This is a genomic window from Methanoculleus sp. UBA291 (assembly GCF_002499755.1).
Lineage (GTDB): Archaea > Halobacteriota > Methanomicrobia > Methanomicrobiales > Methanoculleaceae > Methanoculleus > Methanoculleus palmolei.
Genome location: NZ_DANC01000017.1, coordinates 11,200 through 15,220 on the forward strand (window position 1 = coordinate 11,200; position 4,021 = coordinate 15,220).

The 4,021-nt window shown below is 59.2% G+C and carries 5 protein-coding genes; 3 read left to right on the plus strand and 2 right to left on the minus strand.

Features of this window, described 5'->3' with window-relative positions:
• The coding region (locus BP737_RS03660; RefSeq protein WP_342685938.1) for a hypothetical protein at window positions 1–188 on the plus strand (188 nt) is incomplete at its 5' end.
• 58 nt (window positions 189–246) lie between these two features.
• On the opposite strand, the gene BP737_RS03665 is transcribed toward BP737_RS03660, so the two are convergent.
• Window positions 247–1,014: a winged helix-turn-helix transcriptional regulator gene (locus tag BP737_RS03665; RefSeq protein ID WP_292409776.1), complete on the minus strand. Its 768-nt coding sequence runs from the start codon at window positions 1,012–1,014 to the stop codon at window positions 247–249.
• 412 nt (window positions 1,015–1,426) lie between these two features.
• On the opposite strand from BP737_RS03665, the gene BP737_RS03670 reads away from it, so the two are divergent.
• Window positions 1,427–2,584, plus strand: a complete 1,158-nt coding sequence (locus BP737_RS03670) for a hypothetical protein (protein WP_292409778.1) — start codon at window positions 1,427–1,429, stop codon at window positions 2,582–2,584.
• A 314-nt stretch (window positions 2,585–2,898) separates the two neighbouring features.
• Here the strand turns inward: BP737_RS03670 and BP737_RS03675 are convergent, their stop codons facing one another.
• Window positions 2,899–3,105, minus strand: a complete 207-nt coding sequence (locus tag BP737_RS03675) for a type II toxin-antitoxin system HicB family antitoxin (RefSeq protein ID WP_292409780.1) — start codon at window positions 3,103–3,105, stop codon at window positions 2,899–2,901.
• Window positions 3,106–3,312: 207 nt separating this feature from the next.
• Between BP737_RS03675 and BP737_RS03680 the strand changes: the two genes are divergently transcribed.
• Window positions 3,313–4,021 (plus strand): APC family permease (locus tag BP737_RS03680; RefSeq protein WP_342685939.1); only part of this gene is annotated, 709 nt, incomplete at its 3' end.

The window sequence follows — 4,021 nt, forward strand, 5'->3', positions numbered from 1 at the left end:
AAGAACGAAGTTCTTCGAAAGGCGTCCCCCTCCCGGCTGAGGTGTTTCGGGATCACCTCGTTTTCAACAAGTTTATACGAACACATACGGCACTATGCCGTAGTGAGTACATCCTTCCTGAAAAGGATGAGGCCGCCTTGAGGCGGGTGGGACAACGTAAGGAAGGGGTCACTATTCCCTACTTTTGACGTCCTTTGAAGTTGCATTACGACACCACTTTCCAGCATGTCTTTTTTTTTGAGAAGTTCATACATCCGTCCCGGCGGTCGTCTTTCCATCGCATTTGACCTCACCCCTGAGGGAGTCCGCGGCCTCGGGCGTGAGCAGATACCTCATCATCTTCCCCTCCCGGTGAGGTTCGACGATCCCATCGGCTATGAGCCGCCTCATATGCCAGAAGGTCGAGGGGGGCGAGATACCGACGGCCAGAGCAAGGTCCTGTTGGGAGAAACAGCGGTTCTTCAGGAGAAGGAGGAGGATTCTCCGGTCGGTACCGTCTTTTAAGTGAAGGCAAACCTTCCTGTCGACCACGCCGGGGAGGGCGCCCGTCCTGAAATATCCTCTCCTGCCGCCCCGGCGGGTTGCGACGATCATGCCCACCGATTCGAGACGCCAGAGATGATATTGGGCTGCCCCTCTCGTGATCCCGGCGATCCGGATCAGGTCTCCGATTGAAATCCCCGGGCTCTCGACGATGCACTCATACAGTCGTTTCCGGGAGGCATGATCGAGCAGATCCTTCCGGGAGATGCGCCGGTAGCCGAGAAGCAGCATTATGGTGAAAGAGTAATAGAGTTCGGCGGGGAAGAGGAGCACGGGGGATAGGAAGAGAAGGAGATTGATGAGCATCGCGTGGGGCGGCAGGTCCCAGAACGTTATCTCGGTGAAGTCATGGCCGCCTCCCGGCAGAGGATCGTCCAGCGGCGAAAACGTGTAGCCCCCCGGGGCCGCCGCCGGATAGACCAGGAAGAAGCAGCCTGCGATGACGAACGCGACGGGGGTCCAGTGTTTCATCTCTTCGCCCTTGCGACCTGACCGCCGGGTTCGTCAACACCATCCGAAGGTGTAGTCTTCTGTTCCGTGAACGCGCTCGCCATGGACGAGAAACACCGTAACAACGGTCGTGGCAGAACAGACCGTGAGGGAGAGAGGATTGTGGGATGCCCGTCAAAATCAGGGGGTAGGTCCGTTTCGTCGTTCGAGACGGATTTCGCATATTGGTCGGTCTTTCCATTGCAGGTCTCCATGGTGATATCTGTGGTTTCGCGAGTAGATACCTTAAGTTTTATGGGCAAATCGTCTAATCGTCCTTCAACGATTAGCTGAATTGCACACAAAGTCTTTAGCAACCGGGGGTAACTCTTGAACTAAGAGACCGTCAATCTCCACATTGTCTCGGATCAGGACGGTTGAGGGAGTATCGACCATGAAATGGAGGAATGTTCAAATAGCGCTTGTCCTGCTGCTCGCGGCATCTGCTTTCACTATACCGGTTACGGCCGAAGAATGGGATACGCCGCCCCTCAACGACTCCGAACTCCAGCGCTGGGGGATTGTGAACGGGAGCCCTAACTGGGCCGGAGATCGGGATCTCTCGCAGTACAGCAGGTACGAGCCTCAGGCTGAGGTGACGCTGTCGAGGGAGACTCTGAAAAAACTGTATCCGAACATCATTTTCTTCAATGCATCGGATTTCCCCGCGAATACGGACTCTTCGGGAGAGGTGGTGTCGTTCAATCCGGACGGGAGTGTCACGGTGACGCGGACGGAGGGCGACGGGGGAGGGGCGACGGCGGCCGAACCCACCCCGACGCTCCCTCCCGTGCCCGGAGGGGACCCCCTGATGCAATTGCAGGGCGTCCACCCGAACGTAGAGAGAAACGCCGAAATTATGGAGTACATCCAGACTCACGGTCTCTCCAGCTGGTACGAGAAGCGTTACAACGCAACCTGCCGCTATGTCTGCCTTGTCCCGGGCACGCCGGGTGCGCAGACGCTGGTGTTCCTGAACCGGGATGTCGACGAACGAGAGGACCCTGAGAGCATCGTATGGGTGAGTCTGATCGACCCCGACGAGGACCTCCCGGTAGAGGCACCCGACCCGCTTGCCGGCCTCTCCGCCGGTTACCCGCAGGTGCGGGAGAACCCCGCCGTGGAAGCGTTCATCCGGGAGTACGGGCCCGGACGCTGGGGTGAGGAATGGGAGAACGATACGACGGTACAGGTCTATCTCGTCGCTGAGAACGCGACCTATAGAGAACTGATCGCCACCGTGGAGGCAGGGGCCGTCACGGGCGTGACGGTCCTCGACGAGGAGCATCTCGCCGTCAATAAAACTGAGGCGCTGGAAATCGCCAGAGAAAACGTCTCCCCCGACGCCCGCCTCACCGATCTCCATCTCCGGCTGAACGACGGGCGGGCCGAGTGGGTGATCTCGTACATGGACGGCCCGGTTTACACCGGAATGACGTTGGATGCCGGAGAGGTCCCGATGCCGGAGGCGACTGTCCCCGGCTTTGCCACCGTGACGGCAGCCGGATCGCTGCTCGTCACGGCTGCGGCACTGCACTCAAGAAGAAGATGACCGCGGGAAGGAGAGGAATGATGCGCCGGGGACTCCTTGCGGAATCAGTCAAAAAAAACCCGGATGCCCTCACTTAAGCGGGGAGCAGTCACAGGAGCAAAAGAAAGTCCTCGACAGTCATGCCCGCATCGGCGATCAGGTATCTCAGCGTTCCCCGCTTGAGTTCGGTATGAGCCGGGACAGAGAGGGGGCCGCAGATGCGTGTGGTTGGCCATAATAACATGGCTGCCGGTCTGGCGGGCAACCGTCCAGCCCCTCTTTTAAAAGGCCTTAACAGATTCTTTTTCTGATATAACCGGTAATTTTCCCCTGAATTACAACGCAACATCAGCCAGTCGTTCGCCGGGGCGTTGCGTCACCCGATCGTTGAGCCCCTCAATACATCCGGAGATGGCATCCTTGATGTTCTCGAGGGTTTCTTCAACGGTCTCACCCTGCGAGTGGCACCCGGGAATTGCGGGGCAACTCACAACGTATCCGCCGTCTTCCGGATCTTCCCTGACGATAACCCGAAACTTCATCTGTACACACCAGAATTTCTCTATGATCTCCCGGAGTAATCAGGGTTTGCCCGGGCCTGCGAAACCACCCTCATGGGTTGTCCGGAAGATGCCTGCCATCAAAGGTCGCATCCGCAAGTCCACGCGCAAGTTCGATGAACACCTGCCGGACGTACCCACCGATCGACGCGGAACCATTATCGCCGTCACGGTCTCTCTCCCGCGACGATGGCGTTGAAGCGGGGACTCTCCCAGTTCGACCTGACAAACCTCATCGTCGGGGCGATCGTCGGCGCCGACATCTACATCGCCTCCGCCCTCACGGCCGGCCTTGTCGGCCCGTTCTCGATCGTCCTCTGGGCGGTGGCCGCGGTCTGCGCCGCGGCGATCGCTCTGGTCTTCGCCTACTGCAGTTACTATGTTCCCCGCGTCGGCGGACCGTTCGCATACGTCTCGGAAGCGTTCGACGACTTCTACGGATTTCTTGCCGGTTGGAGCATGTGGATCGCCGAACTCCTCGCGCTCCCGGTCTTTGCCATCGCGTTCGCCAATTATCTTGCGGCGCTCATCCCCCTCGCCCCGGCTGCAGAGGTCGCCGCAAGAGCGATCTTCGTCGGAGCGTTGACGCTCGTCAACATCGTCGGGGTCCGGGCGGCCGGACGGTTGAACGACGCTCTCACGCTCATCAAACTCTCCCCGCTCCTCCTCCTCATCGTAGCGGGGTTTTACGTCCTCATCGTCCGGCCGGAGACGTTCCTCGGGAACTACACCCCGTTGCTCCCCCTCGGGCTGCAGAACGCGGCCCCTGCGCTGGTCCTGGTCTTCTGGGCGTATGCCGGGTTCGAGATGGGAACGTTCCCGGCCAGTGAGGTGCAGAACCCGAGACGGACCATTCCTCGCGCCATTGTCACGGGTATGTCGATAGTCGCTCTCTTCT

Excerpts from the sequence above, each read along its gene's own strand:
- BP737_RS03670 (WP_292409778.1), top strand. The coding sequence starts at position 1,427 with ATGAAATGGAGGAATGTTCAAATAGCGCTTGTCCTGCTGCTCGCGGCA.
- BP737_RS03675 (WP_292409780.1), bottom strand. The coding sequence starts at position 3,105 with ATGAAGTTTCGGGTTATCGTCAGGGAAGATCCGGAAGACGGCGGATAC.
- BP737_RS03665 (WP_292409776.1), bottom strand. The coding sequence starts at position 1,014 with ATGAAACACTGGACCCCCGTCGCGTTCGTCATCGCAGGCTGCTTCTTC.